At 63.5% G+C, this 18,789-nt stretch carries 19 protein-coding genes; 13 read left to right on the top strand and 6 right to left on the bottom strand.

Going from position 1 to position 18,789, the window contains the following annotated elements:
- Window positions 1-32: 32 nt before the first annotated feature.
- The 5 genes from CDQ91_RS11525 to CDQ91_RS11500 all read right to left on the bottom strand — a co-directional run bounded on the left by CDQ91_RS11525 (window position 33) and on the right by CDQ91_RS11500 (window position 3,382).
- Entirely contained in the window at window positions 33-1,163 is a 1,131-nt protein-coding gene (locus tag CDQ91_RS11525) for a cell wall hydrolase (protein WP_088472875.1), read from the bottom strand.
- A 16-nt stretch (window positions 1,164-1,179) separates the two neighbouring features.
- Complete coding sequence (locus tag CDQ91_RS11520) at window positions 1,180-2,172, bottom strand: glycosyltransferase family 2 protein (RefSeq protein ID WP_088472874.1); 993 nt, start codon at window positions 2,170-2,172, stop codon at window positions 1,180-1,182.
- Window positions 2,173-2,501: 329 nt separating this feature from the next.
- On the bottom strand, window positions 2,502-2,696 hold the full coding sequence (locus CDQ91_RS11510; protein ID WP_088472872.1) for a hypothetical protein: 195 nt from the start codon (window positions 2,694-2,696) through the stop codon (window positions 2,502-2,504).
- 219 nt (window positions 2,697-2,915) lie between these two features.
- On the bottom strand, window positions 2,916-3,173 hold the full coding sequence (infA, locus tag CDQ91_RS11505) for a translation initiation factor IF-1 (RefSeq protein ID WP_088472871.1): 258 nt from the start codon (window positions 3,171-3,173) through the stop codon (window positions 2,916-2,918).
- Between the two features lie 2 nt (window positions 3,174-3,175).
- A complete protein-coding gene (locus CDQ91_RS11500; RefSeq protein WP_088472870.1) occupies window positions 3,176-3,382 on the bottom strand; it encodes a cold-shock protein in 207 nt (68 codons plus the stop codon).
- A 314-nt stretch (window positions 3,383-3,696) separates the two neighbouring features.
- Here CDQ91_RS11500 and CDQ91_RS11495 point away from each other — a divergent pair, with 314 nt between their 5' ends.
- The 7 genes from CDQ91_RS11495 to rbfA all read left to right on the top strand — a co-directional run bounded on the left by CDQ91_RS11495 (window position 3,697) and on the right by rbfA (window position 11,579).
- Window positions 3,697-4,872: a benzoate/H(+) symporter BenE family transporter gene (locus CDQ91_RS11495; protein WP_088472869.1), complete on the top strand. Its 1,176-nt coding sequence runs from the start codon at window positions 3,697-3,699 to the stop codon at window positions 4,870-4,872.
- A gap of 145 nt (window positions 4,873-5,017) precedes the next feature.
- Window positions 5,018-5,563, top strand: a complete 546-nt coding sequence (gene rimP / locus CDQ91_RS11490) for a ribosome maturation protein RimP (RefSeq protein ID WP_088472868.1) — start codon at window positions 5,018-5,020, stop codon at window positions 5,561-5,563.
- Window positions 5,563-7,227, top strand: coding sequence for a transcription termination factor NusA (nusA, locus tag CDQ91_RS11485; RefSeq protein ID WP_088472867.1), 1,665 nt, complete (start codon window positions 5,563-5,565; stop codon window positions 7,225-7,227). The genes rimP and nusA overlap by 1 nt, the downstream gene beginning before the upstream one ends.
- Complete coding sequence (locus CDQ91_RS11480) at window positions 7,208-7,978, top strand: DUF448 domain-containing protein (RefSeq protein ID WP_088472866.1); 771 nt, start codon at window positions 7,208-7,210, stop codon at window positions 7,976-7,978. Before nusA ends, CDQ91_RS11480 begins: the two co-directional genes overlap by 20 nt.
- Window positions 7,979-7,995: 17 nt before the next feature.
- Window positions 7,996-10,587, top strand: coding sequence for a translation initiation factor IF-2 (gene infB, locus CDQ91_RS11475; RefSeq protein ID WP_088472865.1), 2,592 nt, complete (start codon window positions 7,996-7,998; stop codon window positions 10,585-10,587).
- Window positions 10,588-10,623: 36 nt separating this feature from the next.
- On the top strand, window positions 10,624-11,181 hold the full coding sequence (locus CDQ91_RS11470; protein ID WP_088472864.1) for a DUF1697 domain-containing protein: 558 nt from the start codon (window positions 10,624-10,626) through the stop codon (window positions 11,179-11,181).
- Window positions 11,178-11,579 carry a 30S ribosome-binding factor RbfA gene (gene rbfA / locus CDQ91_RS11465; RefSeq protein WP_088472863.1) on the top strand — a complete coding sequence of 134 codons (402 nt, stop codon included), beginning with the start codon at window positions 11,178-11,180 and terminating at the stop codon, window positions 11,577-11,579. The genes CDQ91_RS11470 and rbfA overlap by 4 nt, the downstream gene beginning before the upstream one ends.
- An 83-nt stretch (window positions 11,580-11,662) precedes the next feature.
- Here the strand turns inward: rbfA and CDQ91_RS11460 are convergent, their stop codons facing one another.
- On the bottom strand, window positions 11,663-13,078 hold the full coding sequence (locus tag CDQ91_RS11460) for a WS/DGAT/MGAT family O-acyltransferase (RefSeq protein WP_088472862.1): 1,416 nt from the start codon (window positions 13,076-13,078) through the stop codon (window positions 11,663-11,665).
- Between the two features lie 192 nt (window positions 13,079-13,270).
- Between CDQ91_RS11460 and CDQ91_RS11455 the strand changes: the two genes are divergently transcribed.
- The 6 genes from CDQ91_RS11455 to pnp all read left to right on the top strand — a co-directional run bounded on the left by CDQ91_RS11455 (window position 13,271) and on the right by pnp (window position 18,758).
- Entirely contained in the window at window positions 13,271-13,873 is a 603-nt protein-coding gene (locus CDQ91_RS11455; protein ID WP_088472861.1) for a thymidine kinase, read from the top strand.
- Complete coding sequence (locus CDQ91_RS11450) at window positions 13,866-14,420, top strand: GNAT family N-acetyltransferase (protein WP_088472860.1); 555 nt, start codon at window positions 13,866-13,868, stop codon at window positions 14,418-14,420. The genes CDQ91_RS11455 and CDQ91_RS11450 overlap by 8 nt, the downstream gene beginning before the upstream one ends.
- Window positions 14,421-14,467: 47 nt before the next feature.
- The gene (locus tag CDQ91_RS11445; protein ID WP_088472859.1) at window positions 14,468-14,884 is read left to right on the top strand and encodes a DUF6491 family protein; all 417 of its coding nucleotides are present in this window, start codon (window positions 14,468-14,470) and stop codon (window positions 14,882-14,884) included.
- An 86-nt stretch (window positions 14,885-14,970) separates the two neighbouring features.
- Window positions 14,971-15,945, top strand: coding sequence for a tRNA pseudouridine(55) synthase TruB (gene truB / locus CDQ91_RS11440; RefSeq protein ID WP_088472858.1), 975 nt, complete (start codon window positions 14,971-14,973; stop codon window positions 15,943-15,945).
- 26 nt (window positions 15,946-15,971) lie between these two features.
- Window positions 15,972-16,241, top strand: coding sequence for a 30S ribosomal protein S15 (gene rpsO, locus CDQ91_RS11435; RefSeq protein WP_088472857.1), 270 nt, complete (start codon window positions 15,972-15,974; stop codon window positions 16,239-16,241).
- A gap of 192 nt (window positions 16,242-16,433) precedes the next feature.
- Window positions 16,434-18,758: a polyribonucleotide nucleotidyltransferase gene (pnp, locus tag CDQ91_RS11430; protein ID WP_088472856.1), complete on the top strand. Its 2,325-nt coding sequence runs from the start codon at window positions 16,434-16,436 to the stop codon at window positions 18,756-18,758.
- Window positions 18,759-18,789: the final 31 nt, after the last annotated feature.

The following is an 18,789-nucleotide window of genomic DNA, read 5'->3' as shown; positions in this document are numbered from 1 at the left end:
TGTCGGTGAGGGGGCAGCCGAGGCCTTTCGCCCTATTGAATCCACTCTCCGCTCTTGCGGAATTCTTCGCGGACCTGACCCGACTGGCCGAGCCGCGGGTCGCTATAAGCGGTGGGCGGCGGGGTTGGGGCGGAAGCGACTGGCGTAGCGTTCTGCTGTGCCATCGCCCCCGGTGTCGGCGCGGCGGCGACGTTCGGGAGAGGTGCCGCGAGTGCGCCGCTGATGTCGGGAACCAGACCAGAGGGCGCGACCGCACCACCGCGCAGGATCGCGACCTGCTGCGCGATCGGCAAATAGGGGCCGGGAACCGGCTCGCGGCCCAGATAGGGCGCGCGAAACGCGTCGGGCATGCCCCAGCGCCCGCGCCAGCGGTGGAAAATATGTGCGCCGACGATGTTGGTCATCACGAGGCTCTTGCCCCAGCGCGGCCAGATCGCCTGCGTGTGATAATGGGTGGTCAGACCGACTTTGGGAAAGACATATCCGCCGAGCGCCGCCGACGCGATGCGGCTCGCGCGCAGCCAGTTCGGCTTGCTCGGCGCCCGCGCCATCGCCCCATCGCAACTGAAGGTGAACTGGCACACTCCCGCGCGCTGCGATCCCTGAAAGACGACCCCGCACACGGTGTTGGGGAAGCTCGGGTGGCGAACGCGGTTAATGATCGTCTGTGCAACGCCGCGCATCCCGTCGTCGCTTTCGGATGCGGCTTCGTAATAAATGGCGGCGGTAAGGCAATAATGGGCGCGCTCGCGGTCGAGCGCAGTGACTCCGCGAAAAGCATAGCTTTTGGCGGGCGGGCCGACAAAGGCCTCGTCGCGCAGCAGCGCGGGCTCGGCGGGGGGTGTTGCGGCGGCATCGCCATAATCGACGCTGTTCGGATCGGGCAGTGTCGGGTCGATCTTCAGGGCCGCCGCATAATCCTCAGCAGTCATGATCGCCCAGCGCGCAGGGTCATGGGGTTTGAAGGCGACCGGAACGGTGACCTGATAGGGGCCGAAACCAGCGGGTCCGCGCAGCTGTCCGCTCGACAGCAGGAAGGCAAGGCAGGCGACGGCCACCGCGGCCGCCAACGCCGCCCAGAAATTGCGCCCCGGGCCTGCGGGTTTTTCCGGCACCGGGTCGCGCCACGTCGCGCGGGCGGTGAGGTTGAGTTCGGGTTTCATGGCTGGATTGCCGCCCCTACCCTAATATCGCCGCTTTGGCGATTCGGACTGCATTGCCATATTGTCCCGCGCGCAGCAGTCGCGCCGCGACCTTCAGCGTGCGGGGCAGGTCGGTCACCTCGCGCTGGCGCAGCGCTTCGACCAGCAATTCCATGCCGCCATTCTGAAAAGCGTTGGGGCGATATTCGATTTGGGGCAGCACGAATTCGCGGGCCAGGCGGGGCAGGTCATCGCGGCCGAATAAGCCGGGAAGCGCGTCGACGCGGGGCATTTCGGTCAAGCCTTCGGTGGGATCACTGCGTCCCGCGATGCGTTCCTGATAGGCCGCATAGGCGATGACGGTGCCGAGCAGCTGCGTGGTCGCATGCTTTTGGCTGACCTGTCCGTCATAATAGCGATAGAGGAGCAGGCGCTCGGGCAGATTGGCCAGCTTTGCCTGCTCCGAGAAGCGCAGCCAATAGTCATAATCTTCGCAATGCCGATACGCCGGGCGATAGCCACCGACCCGGTCGACGACTGACTTTCGCATCATCGCGGTCGGATTCATGATCGGGCTGCTGTGCCGCAGCGATTCGGCGATCTCCGCCGGATCGGTCGGGGGATCTCCGCCGGGCAAGCGGGGGGCGTCGTCCTCGTCGATCACCCAAATCCACGTTCCCAGCGCGCCCACGTCGTCATGGGCATCCAGAAAGGCGACCTGCTTTTCGAATCGTACAGGATCGGCAATATCGTCGCCATCCATGCGCGCGATCAGTTCGGCCTGCGCGAGTTCCAGCCCGCGGGTTGCTGCGGCGATCGTCCCCCGATTTTCCTGATGTATCGCGCGCACCCGTGCGTCGCGGGCGGCATAGCCATCGACGATTGCGCCCGAACCGTCGGTCGAGCCGTCGTCGATAACGATGAATTCAAAATCGCCGCATGTCTGGCCCAGGATGCTCTCGATCGATTTCGGGAGATAGGGCGCGTTATTGTACACCGACATGACGACGCTGATTTTCGGAGTTCGCATCGCCTTTGTTCTCGTGTGTCGATTGCCCGGATTGACGATAATGAGTGCGGCTTAATATCAAGTTACGGACGCGTCCGGCGCGCGCCGCTGCCAAAGGAATTCGTCATCGATCGCCGGCGGGAAATACGCTTCGAGTATTCCGCCGCTAAATTCGAGAATCGGGCCACATCGAACCGATTTCGTGCGTTCGTAGTTTCGTGCTTCGCAATGGAGGCAGATCCGATGCGGGGCAATCCGCACATTTGCGCGCATGCGCGCCCGATGTCCTTATCCGTCGGCTCTTGGGGAAAGGCGGCGCCGGAATATTCCAAGGCAGGCCAAAACCGGCTTCATTCGCCGGCGGCGGCAGCCTTTTTTTCCTTTTCGGCGCGCGCCTCTTCGGTACGGATCAGCCGGTCGGCCATCGACAGCCACGCCTGTTCGGCGCGCAGGCTGCGGTCGCGTACCTGAACCAGAGACGAAGCGGCCGCGTCGGTAGCGCATTTGGCGGCTTGCGCCAGATAATAGTCGCTGGTGGTCGACACGGCCTTGCTCCTTTGGGGTTATACCGAACGCCGTGTGGCGCTCAGTCGATCATATGGGCGATCAGGCGTTGCAGCTCGCGGCGCGAGAGGGTCGGCGATCGCCGGGCCGGCTTGGCGGTCGTTGCCATCGGGGCCGGCCGGCCCGCGGAATTTTGCGGATAGTCCTGGTATTGATGAATCATATAGTCCTGTAATTTTATCTTTTGTTTTGGTTGTTGGTCAGCGGCGCTTGCGCTGCGCGCCGACGGGGGCCCCTGCGCCGCGTTCACGATAGATCACGCGACCCTTGGTCAGGTCATAGGGGGTCATTTCGACGCGAACCGCGTCGCCCACGACCGACCGGATGCGAAAACGTCGCATCCGGCCGGCGGTATAGGCGATGATGCGATGACCATTTTCCAGCACGACGCCAAAACGGGCGTCGGGCAGGATCTCGTCAATCACACCATCGAAGGTTATAATTTCTTCTTTGGCCAAGATCAGGCCGGCTGAAGATTGACAGCCGAAGTCTTGCCGCGCTGGTCGGTTTCCAGTTCGTACGAAACGCGCTGGTCCTTGTTCAGCGTCGCCATACCGGCGCGCTCGACGGCGGTGATGTGCACGAAGCTGTCGCCCGAGCCGTCCTCATTGGCGATGAAACCATAGCCTTTGTCCGAGTTGAAGAATTTTACGGTGCCGATGGGCATGGATGTTTCCTTTCACGAAAACAGGGGTATCCACCGGCAAAAGCACCGGCGGAGCTGGTAGCGTGTGAAGGGAAGGATCAGCCTGGAGGCATCAAATTTCCGTCGCAGGCGACGTTAGCACGAGTAACTTGGCGTTATTTTGCCGAAAAGTCAAGGTTCGTTGCGAATTCGGGCCAATCCGCCCGGCTTTTCGTGCGAATATTTGCCGGGACGTCGCCGGGCATTGACCTCCGCGCGCCAGCTATATGCCATCATGGCAGTGCCGATGATGGCGGGGCTTTCCCGTCATCTGCCACATGGTTAGGGGGGGGGCGATGTTTAGATTGCCTCCCATCAATGCCTGGTCGTCCGCGCTGATCGCGGCGCTGATCGGTTTCGGCGGAACGATCGCCCTCGTCGTGCAGGCGATGCGGACACTCGGCGCCTCGGTCGAGCAGACCGGAAGCGCGGTTACGGCGCTGTGCCTCGGCATCGCGGTCGCCGGCGCGATGATTTCGCTGCGACTGCGCATGCCGGTCGTGCTGGCCTGGTCGACGCCGGGTGCCGCGCTGCTCGCCGCGACCGCCCCGGGCCTGTCGTGGCCGGTCGCCGTCGGCTGTTTCCTCGCCGCGGCGTTGCTGATGGTCGGGCTTGGGGCGATTCCCGCGCTGGGCCGAATCGCCGAAAGGATTCCCGCTTCGGTGGCGTCCGCGATGCTCGCGGGGGTGCTGCTGCCCTTTTGCCTTGGGCTCTTTCGTGTCGGAACCGGCGATCCTGCATTGGTCGCGCTGCTCGTCGGGGTGTTCGTGATCGCGCGGCAGCGGGCGCCGCTCTATGCGCTGCTGCTGGTGCTCGTCGCCGGCTTTATACTGACGCTGGCGCGCGGCGATGTGGCGCATCTTCCATCGGGGCCGATTTTCGGGGCCTTGCTTCCGATATGGCCGCAGTTTGACGCGCAGACGATTCTCAGCGTCGGCGTACCGCTCTTCCTCGTGACCCTCGTGTCGCAGAATCTGCCGGGGATCGTCGTGCTCAGGACCGCGGGCTATGTGCCGCCGGCGGGCAAGCTGATCGCCGGGACGGGGATGATGTCGGTGCTGATGGCACCCTTTGGTGCGCATGCGGTCAATCTGGCCGCGATCACCGCCGCGATCTGCACCAATGATGACGCTCACCCCGACCGCGATCGGCGCTGGGTGGTCGGAGTGATCTACGCGGGCTTTTATCTTCTCCTTGCGCTCTTCTCCCCCGCGCTCGTGCGCCTGTTCCTTGCGCTGCCGCCCGAAGTGATCGCGGCGCTGACCGGGGTCGCGCTGATCCCGGCGCTGACCGGCGCGATCGATGCCATGCTGTCGGCCGCCGATGAGCGCGACGCCGCGATCCTGACCTTTCTCGCCACCGGATCGGGGCTCGCGGCCTTTGGTCTGGGATCGGCTTTTTGGGGGTTGCTCGTCGGCTTCGTCGCGCTCGCGGCGAAGCGCTGGCTCCGCAACGCGCGCCGCGAAGCCTGACGCAGCATTCCCCCTTGCCGACTCACCCTCGTCAGCCTATATGCCGCCTACTTCTTGACATGGTTAGCCAGTTGGGACGTCGGGGCCGCGGGCCGCGGCGGCCGTTCCTGCATGGCTTTTCGATCATGATTTTTGGGATAATATATTGGCCGATCTCGACGTCCTGAATGCGATCATTGCACCCGAAGCCGAGGCGATGGGCCTTGCGCTCGTGCGCGTCGCCTTTTTCGGCGGTGAGAGCGACCCGACGCTGCAGGTGATGGCCGAGCGTCCCGCGACGCGCCAGCTGACTATCGAGGATTGTGCCGATCTGTCGCGCCGCATTTCGGCCCAGCTCGACGCGCTCGAGGAAGCGGGCAAGGACCCGATCGCGCAGGCCTACCGGCTGGAAGTGTCGTCGCCCGGCATCGATCGGCCGCTGACGCGCCGCACCGACTTCGCCGACTGGGCGGGGCATGAGGCCAAGGTTGCGCTGAAAGAAAAGCGCGACGGGCGTCAACGCTTCAGCGGCCTGCTGATCGGCATCGAGGACGATGTCGTGACGATAGAAGATACGCAAGGGGTCGAGCATAAACTGCCGTTCGACGCGATCGATACGGCGAAGCTCGTTCTCACCGACAAATTAATTGCCGCAACCATCCCGCTGTCGAGCGACGGCGCCGATGAACTGGAAGAAGAAGGACAGGACTGATGGCCACTGCCATTTCTGCCAACCGCGCCGAACTGCTGGCGATTGCCAACAGCGTCGCCAGCGAGAAGATGATCGACAAGGCGATCGTCATCGAGGCGATCGAGGAAGCGATCCAGCGCGCGGCGCGCGCCCGTTACGGTGCCGAGAATGACATCCGCGCCAAGCTTGACGTTCAGACCGGCGACCTGCGCTTGTGGCGCGTCGTCGAGGTCGTCGAACAGGTCGAGGATTATTTCAAACAGGTCGATCTGGCCGCCGGTCAGAAGCTGCAGAAAGACGCTCAACTGGGCGACTTCATCGTCGATCCGCTGCCCGCAGTCGATCTCGGCCGCATCGACGCCCAGTCGGCAAAGCAGGTGATCTTTCAGAAGGTCCGTGAAGCCGACCGCGAGCGCCAATATGCGGAATTCAAGGATCGCGCCGGTGAAATCATCACCGGCGTCGTGAAGTCGGTCGAATTCGGCCACATCGTCGTCAACCTTGGCCGCGCCGAAGGCGTGATCCGCCGCGACCAGCAGATCCCGCGCGAACTGATGCGCGTCGGTGATCGCGTCCGCGCGCTGATCCTGTCGGTACGCAGCGAAACCCGTGGTCCGCAGATTTTCCTCAGCCGTGCGCACCCCGACTTCATGAAGAAGCTGTTCGCGCAGGAAGTGCCCGAAATCTACGACGGCATCATCGAGATCAAGGCCGCTGCCCGCGACCCGGGCTCGCGCGCCAAGATCGGCGTCATCAGCTATGACAGCAGCATCGACCCCGTCGGCGCATGCGTCGGCATGAAGGGCAGCCGCGTTCAGGCAGTCGTCCAGGAAATGCAGGGCGAAAAGATCGACATCATCCCCTGGTCGGAAGATACCGCGACCTTCGTTGTCAACGCATTGCAGCCGGCAACGGTCCAGCGCGTCGTCATCGACGAGGATGACAGCCGCATCGAAGTTGTCGTTCCCGACGATCAGCTGTCGCTCGCTATCGGTCGTCGTGGCCAGAATGTCCGTCTCGCCAGCCAGTTGACCGGCAGCCAGATCGACATCATGACCGAGGCTGATGCCAGCGAAAAGCGCCAGCGTGAATTCGTCGAACGCTCGTCGATGTTCCAGGAAGAACTCGATGTCGATGAAACCCTCGCGCAGCTGCTCGTCGCCGAAGGCTTCGGTGAGCTCGAAGAAGTCGCTTATGTCGGCATCGACGAACTGGCGAGCATCGAAGGTTTCGACGAGGAACTGGCGCAGGAACTGCAGAGCCGCGCTGCCGAAGGGCTCGAGCGCCGCGAAGAAGCGTCGCGCGCCGAACGCCGCGAACTGGGCGTCGAAGATGCGTTGGCCGAGATCCCGCACCTGACCGAAGCGATGCTTGTCGTGCTTGGCAAGGCCGGGATCAAGACGCTCGACGACCTCGCCGATCTCGCTACCGACGAACTGATCGCCAAGAAGCGCACCGACAACCGCCGCGGCCCGCCGCGCGGTGACCGCGCTGAGGACAAGGGCGGCGTGCTGGGCGAATATGGCTTGAGCGAAGAGCAGGGCAACGAGATCATCATGGCGGCGCGCGCCCATTGGTTCGACGACGAAGAGTCGGCCGAGTCGGTGGAAGAAGCTGCGCCGCAAGCTGGGCCCGCGGCAGAGCCGCAAAACGGGGAGGCCGCCGATGCGGACCCCGCACAATGATCAGCTGAGCGAACCAGACCGCGCTGGTCGGCGCGGCCAACATGTGCCCGAACGGCGCTGCATATTGTCCGGAGCAGTTGTTCCGGCAGAGCAGCTCGTGCGTCTGGCGCTTGGCCCCGATGGTCAGATCGCGCCCGATGTGCATGGCAAGGCGCCCGGACGCGGTGCGTGGATCGGCGTGCCGCGCGCCGAGCTCGAAGCCGCGCAGGCAAAAGGCAAGCTGAAAGGCGGGCTCGCCCGCGCCTTGCACGAAAATAATATGGTCATTCCCGATGACCTCGGCGCGCGGATCGAGGCGCAGTTGATGCGGGCGACGCTCGACAGGCTGGGGCTCGAGGCGCGCTCCGGCACGCTGATCAGCGGCAATGAACGTATCGAGCAGGCGGCGCGCAAGGGGCAGGTTCGCTTGCTTCTCCATGCCAATGATGCAGGCGAGGACGGGCGCAAGAAATTGGCGCAGGCATGGCGCGTCGGCGAGGATGCCGAAGGCTCCGGCCGCGAGGGTTTGGTCTTGCCGGTGGACCGCGGCACCCTATCTATGGCATTAGGGCGCGAAAATGCGGTGCATCTGGCGTTGACCGACGCCCGCGCCGCGGCCCGTGTGCTTGCGCATTTGAGCCGCTGGCAGTTTTTCACAGGATGGAGTAGGGACGCGTCCAACCGCGATTCCGATCCGCAGACTCCGCCGCCCGCCGGCGAGGAAGAAATTGGGACGGCGCCAGCTGGCACCGCCGCTTCGGACGCGTTTTGAAGGAATGATGGTTTTCGATGAGTGACGAACAGGACAAGCCGACGCTGACCCGCAAGCCGCTGGGGCTGAAGCGGACGGTCGAATCCGGCCAGGTGCAACAGCAATTCAGCCACGGCCGCCGCAACACGGTGGTGGTCGAGGTGAAGCGTCGCCGCGTGCTCGGGCGTCCCGGCGAAACCGCCGCGCCCGAAATGGAAGAGGTCGAGGCTGCTCCGGCACCCGCCGCGCCCGCGCCCGCACCGGTTGCTGCGGCTCCCGTCGCGCCGCCGCCGCCGCCGAGGCCGGCTGCTACGCCGCGCGTCAGCGAGGCGAGCAGCCTGATGTCGCGTCAGGAACGCCAGGTGCAGTTGCTGCGCGAGGCCGAAGAATCGCGCATGAACGCGCTCGAGGAAACGCGCCGCCGCGAAGAAGCCGCGCGTGCCCGTGCCATTGAGGAAGAAAAAGCCCGCGCCGCCGAAAAGGCTGCGCCGGCGTCTGTCGCCGCGCCGGAACCGGTCGCCCCTGCGCCCGCCGCCGAACCTGTGGCTGCTGCCCCGGCTCCCGTCGCCAAGACGGAAACGGCTGCTGCGCCTGCAGCGGCTGCGCCGACTCCCGCACCGCGGGCGACGACCAGCGCCGCACCGGCACCGCGCCGCTTCACTCCGGTCGCGGCTCCGCCGCGCCCTGAACCCAAGCGCCCCGAGCCGAAGGCAACCCGTGGCGGCGACAGCCGTCGCCAATCGGGCAAGCTGACCGTCACGCGTGCGCTGAACGAGGATGAGGGTGCACGTGCGCGCAGCCTCGCGGCGTTGAAGCGCGCTCGCGAAAAGGAAAAGCGTTCGCACACTTCCTCGTCTGGTCCGCGCGAGAAGCAGGTCCGTGAAGTCGTCGTGCCCGAAAGCATCACGGTTCAGGATCTCGCCAACCGTATGGCCGAAAAGGTCAGCGATCTGACCAAGGCGCTGTTCAAAATGGGCAGCCCGGCCAGCAGCATCGACACGATCGATCAGGACACCGCCGAACTGCTCGTCACCGAATTCGGTCATGAGATCAAGCGCGTGAGCGAAGGCGATGTCGACATCCGTCACGACGAGGACGTCGACGATGCCGAGCATCTGAAGCCGCGCGCGCCGGTCGTCACGATCATGGGCCATGTCGATCACGGCAAGACGTCGCTTCTCGATGCGCTCCGCGGCGCCAATGTCGTTGCGGGCGAAGCCGGCGGCATCACCCAGCATATCGGCGCCTATCAGGTGAAGACCCCCGATGGCAGCATCGTCACCTTCCTCGATACGCCGGGCCACGAAGCCTTTACCGAGATGCGTCAGCGCGGTGCCAATGTCACCGACATCGTTATCCTGGTGGTCGCGGCCGACGACGGGCTGAAACCGCAGTCGATCGAAGCGATTAAGCATGCGAAGGCGGCCGGCGTGCCGATCATCGTGGCGATCAACAAGGTCGACAAGGAAGGCGCCAACCCGCAGCGCGTCCGCGAACGCCTGCTCGAACATGAGCTGGTGGTCGAGGAAATGGGCGGTGACGTCCAGAATGTCGAAGTGTCGGCTTTGAAAAAAACCGGTCTCGACAAGCTGCTCGAAGCGATTGCGATGCAGGCCGAGATCATGGAACTCAAGGCCAATCCCGACCGCGCCGCCGAAGGCACGGTGATCGAGGCAAAGCTCGACAAGGGCCGCGGCCCCGTCGCGACGATCCTCGTCCGCCGCGGTACGCTGAAGGTCGGCGACATCTTCGTCTGCGGAGCCGAAAGCGGCCGCGTCCGCGCGCTCATCGACGATCAGGGCAAGCAGATCAAATCGGCCACACCGTCGATGCCGGTCGAAGTGCTGGGTCTGGGCGGCGTTCCGATGGCGGGCGATACGCTCACCGTCGTCGAGAACGAAGCCCGCGCCCGCGAAGTTGCTGCCTATCGCCATGGCGAGGCGCTCAAGAAGCGCACCGTCCAGGCGCCGGTCAGCCTCGAAGGCATGTTTGAGGCGCTCGCTGACAAGGCGAACGTCATTCAGTTCCCGGTGATCATCAAGGGCGATGTGCAGGGCTCGGTCGAGGCGATCGTCAATGCGCTGAACAAGCTGTCGACCGACGAGATCCGCGTCCGCGTGCTTCAGTCGGGCGCCGGTGCGATCACCGAAAGCGATGTGACGCTCGCGGCGGCGACCAATGCGCCGATCATCGGCTTCAACGTCCGTCCGAACCCCAAGGCACGCGATATCGCGAAGCGCGAAAAAGTGCGCTTCATGTACCATGATGTCATCTATCACCTGACCGATGAAATTCGGAAGGAAATGGCGGGCGAGCTGGGTCCGGAACGGATCGAAACCGTCGTCGGCCGCGCCGAAGTCAAGGATGTCTTCCCCGCCGGCAAGCGCGACAAGGCCGCAGGTCTGCTCGTGCTCGAAGGTGTCATCCGCAAGGGACTTCATGCGCGTCTCACGCGTGCCGATGTTATCGTCTCGGCGACGACCATCGCTTCGCTGCGTCGTTTCAAGGACGATGTCGCCGAAGTGCGCGCCGGTCTCGAATGCGGTGTCGTGCTGACGGATACCAACGACATCAAGGCGGGCGATCACCTCGAAGTCTTCGAAGTCGAACTGCGCGACCGGACGCTGTAAAAAGCGTCCGCTTCGCGCGGATCAGGAGGCGCCAGCATGGCTCGCTATGTGGCATTGTTCGGCAGCATCAATGTCGGTGGAAACCGGCTGAAGATGGCCGATCTGCGCGCGGCGTTCGAGGCCGAGGATTTCACCTCGGTCGAGACCGTCGTTGCGAGCGGCAATGTTTTGTTCGACCATGACGAACGGCCGACGCGCGGGCTCGAAGAAAAATTGACGCTGATGGTCGATGAGCGTTTCGACATGGCCACCGCCGCGTTGGTGCGCAGCCGTGACGAGCTCGCCGCCGCGATTGCCGACAATCCGTTTGCGGGAATGAATGAGGACAAGTTCGTCCACACGATGTTCCTCGACGGCCAGCCGACGCAGGAACAGTTCGACACGCTGGTCGCCGATCATCGCGGCCGCGGCGACGAAAAGCTGGCGCTGGGCGACCGCGCGCTGTTCATCGATTTCGGCGACGGGGTGGCCGATAGCAAACTGACCGGTGCGTGGATCGAAAAGCGGCTTGGTCACAAGGGCACCGCGCGCAACATGCGCTCGATCGCACGGATCGTCGCAAAACTGGACGAAGAGGCAAAGGACGCCCGATGAAAACCGAAAAGGAAAAGGGCCCCACGGTCCGCGCGCTGCGCGTCGGCGAACAGGTACGCCATATCCTGTCCGAAATCCTCGCGCGCGGCGACGTCCACGACGACCAGCTGACCAAGCATCCGGTGAGCGTCACCGAAGTGCGTATGTCATCGGACCTGCGCCACGCGACGGTGTTCGTGAAGTCGCTGCTCGGCAAGGAAGAGGAAGCGGTGCTGAAGGCGCTGCGCACCAACACCGCCTGGCTGCAAAAGAGCGTCGCGGAAAAAATGACGATGAAATATGCCGCGAAGCTGAAGTTTCTGAGCGACGAAAGCTTTGACGAAGCGAGTCACATCGACAAATTGCTGCGCGACCCGAAGGTTGCGCGCGATCTGGGCGAGCGCGACGGCGAGGAATAATTGCCGTCGCCCCCGCGAAGGCGGGGGCCACTGGCAACCTTGTGCACCGCCGATAGCGACCACTGCCTTCGCAGGGGCGACGCTTATTTCTTGATCCCCGCCGCCTGCTCCAACTCGACCAGCGCTTCCTCCAGATAATCGATCATCCGCTGCGCATGCGGCACGCTTCGCCTGCAGGCGGTGATGCCGAAATCGATATTCTTGTTGTTCGACACCTGGGTGATGTTCATCGCCATGCCGTCGACCGGGATGCTCGCGGGATACATGCCGTCGAGCCGTGCGCCGTTCCAGTACATTTGCTCGCGTGGCCCCGGCACGTTCGAAATCGTCACCGAATAAGCGGGAAAGCGGTCGGCGGTGCGGGTCAGTGCGGTCAGCATCATCGGGAAGCTTGTGATCGCGGTGTAGAGCTGAATCTGCCCGGCGGTCATGGCGCGCAGCTGTGCCTTTGCTGAATTCATCGACGCCTGGATCGTTGCCATCCGCTCGGCGGGGTCGTCGATATGCGTCGCGAGATTGGCGGTCACTGACGCGACCGAATTGCCCGAATCGACATCGCCCTTGGGACGAATCGAGACCGGCGCCATGGCCTTGAGCGGCTTGTCGGGCAGTTCGTTCAGCGATTGCAGATATTTGCGCATCGCCCCCGCGCACATGCCGAGCACCGCGTCGTTGATCGTCCCGTCATAGGCCTTGCCCATCGCGCGCACGCGCTCGAGCGACCAGCTTTGCGCGACGAAGCGGCGCGCACCGGTGATGTTGCGGTTGAAGCTCGTGCGCGGCACGCCGCTGAAGGGCGTGGTCAGCCCGTCGCCGCCAATCCCGAACATGGCCGCGACATATTGGTTCAGCGCCTTCGTCACCCCGACGCTGTTTCCCCATTGCTCCTTCAGGAAATCGCCAATCGCCTTGATGTCGGTCAGGCTGGGGCGCGGCGGCTTTTTCGCCATGGGGAATTGGCGCTTATAGGCTTCATAAGCCTCGACCGAGAGCGGCGAATAAGTGCGCCGTTCCTTCGGGTCGGGGGAGAGCATCGAATTATAGAAATGGATGCTCGCCGCGCCGTCCATCAGGGCGTGGTGCACTTTTTTGAAAGTTGCGATCTGCCGATTGGGCAAACCCGAGATCAACGTGATTTCCCACAAGGGCCGGGTGCGGTCGAGCAGGCCAGAATGGAGGCGTGAGGCAAGTTCGAACATCTCGCGATAGCGCCCGGGCTTGGGCAGCGCGGCGGCCCGGACATGATAGTGCATGTCGATGTCGCGATCGGGCTCGAGGCGGATCGGGCCGTACTGGCCGAAGGGAGTCAATTTCAGCACCTCGCTGAACGGGCGCCGTAGCCCTTCCGATTGCCGCAGCAATGCGAGTTGTTCGTTCAGCCAATCGGTCTCATCGACATCGTCGGGCAGGGTGTAGAGGTTGATACCGCCGATATGCATCGGCATTTCGCGGCTCTCGCCCACAAGGAACATTGCGTCGCTCACTGGCATCAGGCGCATATGGCAGCTCTCCCCACTGTTTGTGCTGCTTCTGTTGGGGGCAGCATGACAGCGGCGGTGGGCGAGTCAAGCAGCGCTCCTCCCTTCGTCACTCCGGACTTGATCCGGGGGCCCGCTTTTCAGCATGGTGGAGAGGGACCCCGGATCAAGTCCGGGGTGACGAGGCTATTCGAACGCGTTATCGCTCGCCCCATGGCCAAGCTCTATTTCTACTACGCCAGCATGAACGCCGGCAAATCGACGACGCTGTTGCAGGCGGATTTCAACTATCGCGAGCGCGGCATGGAAACGATGCTGTGGACTGCCGCGCTCGATGATCGTTATGGCGCGGGGCAGGTGACGAGCCGCATTGGCCTGATCGCAGAGGCGCATAAATTCGATCCCGACAGCGACCTGTGGGCGGCGGTGAACGCCGAACATGCTGAACGTCCGCTCGCCTGCGTCCTCGTCGACGAGGCGCAATTCCTGACGCGCGAGCAGGTGCTGGGGCTTGCGCGGCTCGCTGACGAGGCTGGGATTCCCGTCCTCTGCTATGGCCTGCGCACCGATTTTTCGGCGGAGCTTTTCCCCGGTTCGGCGGCGCTGCTCGGTATTGCCGACGCGCTCGTTGAATTGAAGGCCGTGTGCGAATGCGGCCGCAAGGCGACGATGAATCTCCGCGTCGACGAACAGGGCCGCGCGGTGGTTGCGGGCGCGCAGACCGAGATCGGCGGCAATGATCGCTATGTCGCAATGTGCCGCCGCCACTTCATGCAAAAGCGGCGCGAGGCAGCCGGGGCGTCGGCCGATGCTTGACCACCTTTATACCGAACTCGCCGATGGCGACCTGAAACTCGTCAAGCTGACCGAGGCGCACCGGAAGGCGCTGCGTGTGGTCTGCGCCGCCGATGCCGACGTCTGGGCAATCTATTCGTCGAGCTTCGATTCCGATCATTTCGATGCGAGCTTCGACGTGCTGACCGGGAAGGGCGGGCGCATGCCCTATGCGATCATGGACGGCGACACGCTCGTCGGCATGACTGCCTGGCTGCGGCCCGATGCGTCGGCGCAGACGGTCGAGATCGGCAACAGTTTCATCCACCCCGATCATCGCGGCACCGGCTTCAATGGACGGGTGAAGCGGTTGATGATCGACCATGCGTTCGATGCAGGGATCCGCCGCATCGAGTTCCGCATCGACGAGCGCAACAAGCGGAGTCAGGCTGCGGTCGCCAAGCTCGGTTGCACCAAGGAAGGCGTGCTGCGTTCGGAACGCATTACCTGGACCGGCTATATCCGCGACACCGGGCTATGGTCGCTGCTCGCCGATGAATGGATTGCGGCGCAGATGAACGGCGCCTAACAAAGGGGTCAGTGCCGGTTCAGCCCGGCATTGCTAGGGATTGTGGCATGAAAAGGACACTTTCCATTCTGCTTGCGGCCGCGCTGCTTCCCTTTGGAGCCGCCGCTGCCGAACCCGCCAAGACTGAACGCGCGCTTGGCGTCGAGTCGAGCATCGTTTTCCCGAGCGACAGCTCGATCCGTAACTGGCGCGCCGACCGCGATCGCGGCATCTGGATCCAGGATCGCCGCGGCGACTGGTATTATGGCACCTTCGCCGGCTTTTGCCGCGACCTCGATTTCGCGCAGGTGATCGGGGTCGATACCCGCGGTATCTCGCGCCTCGACCGCTTCGCGACGCTCGTCGTGCGCGGCGAGCGCTGTCAGTTGAGCTCTTTCGTTACCTCGGCACCGCCGCCGACGAAGAAGGAGAAGGCGGCGGCGCGGAAAGCCGCCGAAGCTGCCAAGGCGCCCGCGCAAAATTGACAACTCGTGTCGATGCGGAGCTTCTGTTGCCGCATTTTACGAACCGTCCGGTTTTACCCGGACTGAAAATGCTCTAGCGGCGCAGCATGAACGGCTGGATCATATTGGACAAACCCTTGGGGCTCGGCTCGACGCAGGCGGTGGGCGCGGTGAAGCGCGTGTGCCGCGAGGCGGGGCTGGGCAAGGTCAAGGTCGGGCATGGCGGGACGCTCGACCCGCTGGCGTCGGGGGTGTTGCCGATCGCGCTTGGCGAGGCGACCAAGCTGTGCGGGCGGATGCTCGACGCGAGCAAGACTTATGACTTCACCATAAAGTTCGGGGTGCAGACTGACGGCCTCGATGCCGAGGGCGAAGCTGTCGCGACGAGCGAAGTGCGGCCGACCTTGGCCGAGGTCGCGGCGGTGTTGCCGCGCTTCACCGGACCGATCGAACAGGTGCCGCCTGCCTTTTCGGCGATCAAGATCGACGGACAGCGCGCCTATGACTTGGCGCGTAAGGGCGAAGTGGTCGAGATGAAGCCGCGAAATGTTGTGATACACACTCTCTCTGTTTGCCCTGAGCTTGTCGAAGGGCCGTCCTCCTCTTCGGACGTTGAAAGCAAGAACGGTCCTTCGACAAGCTCAGGACAAGCGGAGCAGGGAGGGGCAGGGCCGCTCGAATCGATCACCCTGACCGCCCATGTCTCGAAGGGCACCTATATCCGCAGCCTTGCGCGTGACATCGCGCATGCGGTCGGCAGTGTCGGGCATGTGACGATGCTGCGCCGCACCAGGGCGGGGCCTTTCACGCTCGAACAGGCGATTTCGCTGGACAAATTGAACGCTTTCGGCCAAGGCGCCGCCCAATCAGAATTCATTCTGCCGCTGGAGGCAGGGCTGGTCGACATCCCGGCTCTGAACCTTTCCCCGGAAGCGGCAGGGGCGATCCGTCAGGGTCGTGTCTGGACCGGGGTAGCTACGGATGACGGGCTCTATTGGGGACGGGACAGCGATATGCGTCCCATCGCCCTGATCGAGGCTTTGGCGGGAACGCTGAAGGTCGTGCGCGGCTTTAATCTTTAAGTCAGGATGTTCGAAGGAAAAAATATATGTCGATTACTGCCGAGCGCAAAACCGAAGTCATCAACGACAACGCCCGCGCAAAGGGCGATACCGGTTCGCCGGAAGTCCAGGTTGCCATCCTGACCGATCGTATCAACACGCTGACCGATCACTTCAAGGCGCACCACAAGGACAACCACAGCCGCCGCGGCCTCCTGATGATGGTCAACAAGCGTCGCAGCTTGCTGGACTATCTGAAGAAGAAGGACGAGGGCCGTTATCAGGCTCTCATCGCGAAGCTGGGTCTTCGTAAGTAAGAAATTTTCGGCGGCCCCGGATTTCCGGGGCCGCTGTCATATTGGCGTCCGCAAATGGCGGCGCCAAACGGGCTCTCCCGCATTCGGCGGGACCGCCATTGGGGCAGACAGACGCCCCGCACCGCCCCGGGTCGGATTACCCGGAACTAGAGGCCCCGCCTGGCATAGGGCCCGGCGGGCGAAGGAAATCTCATGTTTGACGTGAAAAAAGTATCGATCGAGTGGGGCGGTGAAACGCTGACCCTCGAAACGGGCAAGGTTGCCCGCCAAGCCGACGGCGCCGTGATGGCGACGCTGGGCGAAACCGTTGTCCTGTGCGCCGTCACTGCCGCCAAGAAGGTCAAGGAGGGGCAGGATTTCTTCCCCCTCACCGTCCATTATCAGGAAAAATATTCGGCCGCCGGACGCATCCCGGGTGGCTTCTTCAAGCGTGAGCGCGGCGCGACCGAAAAGGAAACGCTGGTTTCCCGCCTGATCGATCGCCCGATCCGCCCGCTGTTCCCCGAAGGTTTCTACAACGAAATCAACGCCATTGCGCATGTTCTGAGCTATGACGGCCATAACGAGCCTGACATATTGGCGCTTGTCGCCGCGTCGGCTGCGATGACGATTTCGGGCGTTCCCTTCATGGGCCCGATCGGCGCAGCACGCGTCGGCTATATCGACGGCGAATATATCCTCAACCCGACCGATGCGCAGGTTGCCGAAGGCGACCTCGACCTCGTCGTTGCTGCAACCTACGACGCGGTGATGATGGTCGAATCCGAAGCCAACGAGCTGTCGGAAGAGATCATGCTCGGCGCCGTCCTGTTCGCGCATGATGCGTGTAAGGAAGTCGTCAAGGCGATCATCAAGCTCGCCGAACAGGCCGCCAAGGAGCCTTGGGCGATGGCCGAACAGGCCGATCTGACCGCCGCCAAGGACAAGCTGAAGAAGCTGATCGGCAAGGATATTGCCGCCGCTTACAAGCTGACCGACAAGTCGGCGCGTTCGAACGCGCTCAACGAAGCGCGCAGCAAGGCCAAGGACGCTTTCGCTGATGCCGCTCCGCAGGATCAGCTGGCCGCGTCCAAGCTGATGAAGAAGCTGGAAGCCGAAATCGTTCGCGGCGCCATCCTCAAGGACGGCAAGCGCATCGACGGCCGCACCACCACGCAGATTCGCCAGATTGTTGCCGAAACGCACTTCCTGCCGCGTTCGCATGGTTCGGCGCTGTTCACGCGTGGCGAGACCCAGACCATCGCAACCTGCACCTTGGGCACCAAGGACAGCGAGCAGATGATCGACGGTCTGAACGGCCTGTCGTACCAGAACTTCATGCTGCACTATAACTTCCCGCCCTATTCGGTCGGTGAAGTCGGTCGCTTCGGCGCGCCGGGCCGCCGCGAAGTCGGTCATGGCAAGCTGGCATGGCGTGCGCTGCACCCCGTGCTGCCGACCAAGGACGAGTTCCCGTACACGATCCGCATCACCAGCGACATCACCGAGTCGAACGGCTCGTCGTCGATGGCGTCGGTTTGCGGCGGCAGCCTCGCGATGATGGATGCCGGCGTTCCGTTGAAGCGCCCGGTTTCGGGCATCGCCATGGGCCTGATCCTCGAAGGCAAGGATTATGCGATCCTGTCGGATATCCTGGGCGATGAAGATCACCTCGGCGACATGGATTTCAAGGTGGCTGGGACGTCCGAAGGCATCACCACGATGCAGATGGACATCAAGATCGCGGGCATCACGCGCGAGATCTTCGAAGCCGCTCTGACCCAGGCCAAGGAAGGCCGCGCGCACATCCTCGGCGAAATGGCGAAGGCGCTGGGCGAAGCCCGTACCGAGCTGTCGGATTATGCTCCGCGTATCGAGACGATGCAGATCGACAAGTCGAAGATCCGCGACATCATCGGCACCGGCGGCAAGGTGATCCGCGAGATCGTCGCGACCACCGGCGCCAAGGTCGACATCGACGACGAAGGTCTGATCAAGATTTCGTCGAGCGATCCGGCCCAGATCGAAGCCGCTCGCAAGTGGATTTCGGGCATCGTCGAGGAAGCCGAAGTCGGTAAGGTCTATGACGGCAAGGTCGTCAACCTCGTCGATTTCGGTGCGTTCGTGAATTTCATGGGCGGCAAGGACGGTCTCGTCCACGTCAGCGAAATCGCCAACGAGCGTGTCGAAAAGGTCGCTGACGTCCTGAGCGAAGGCCAGGAAGTCAAGGTCAAGGTCCTCGAGATCGACCAGCGCGGCAAGGTTCGCCTGTCGATGCGCGTCGTCAATCAGGAAACCGGCGAAGAGTTGGAAGATACGCGCCCGCCGCGTGAAGCCCGCGAACCGCGCGGCGATCGTGGTCCCAGAAGCGATCGGGGCCGTGAAGGCGGCGACCGTGGCGATCGCGGTCCGCGTGGCGGCGGTGGCGGTCGTGACCGCGGCCCGCGTCGTGACGGCGGCGCCGATCGCGGCCCGCGCCGCGAGCGCAACGATGGTCCGGAAGATCAGGGCCATGTGCCCGACTTTCTGAAGGACTAAGTCTTCCGCTATCGGATAAAAGAAAGGGGCC

It is taken from the genome of Sphingopyxis witflariensis, from assembly GCF_002205635.1.
GTDB lineage: Bacteria > Pseudomonadota > Alphaproteobacteria > Sphingomonadales > Sphingomonadaceae > Sphingopyxis > Sphingopyxis witflariensis.
This window is presented reverse-complemented; position numbering and strand designations above follow the sequence as displayed.